The sequence below is a fragment of the Shewanella sp. 4t3-1-2LB genome, from assembly GCF_017368415.1.
In the GTDB taxonomy this organism is placed as follows: domain Bacteria; phylum Pseudomonadota; class Gammaproteobacteria; order Enterobacterales; family Shewanellaceae; genus Shewanella; species Shewanella fodinae.
Genome location: NZ_JAFNJD010000197.1, coordinates 1 through 228, shown reverse-complemented (window position 1 = coordinate 228; position 228 = coordinate 1). Strand labels below are relative to the sequence as shown.

Annotated in this window: 1 rRNA gene; it reads left to right on the top strand. The window is 50.9% G+C overall.

Annotated features, from left to right (window positions below):
* A 16S ribosomal RNA gene (locus tag J3L11_RS19270) occupies positions 1 to 89 on the top strand; the annotation flags it as partial.
* Positions 90 to 228: the final 139 nt, after the last annotated feature.

Below are 228 nucleotides of genomic sequence, written 5' to 3'. Positions count from 1 at the left end.
GGGGGGCGGTTACCACTTTGTGGATCATGACTGGGGTGAAGTCGTAACAAGGTAGCCCTAGGGGAACCTGGGGCTGGATCACCTCCTTACCTAAACGATGAAATTTGTTGTGAGTGTTCACACAGATTGCTTGATAGACGAAGAGCGAAAACAGTAAGTTGTGGGTCTGTAGCTCAGGTGGTTAGAGCGTACGCCTGATAAGCGTAAGGTCGGTGGTTCGAGTCCACT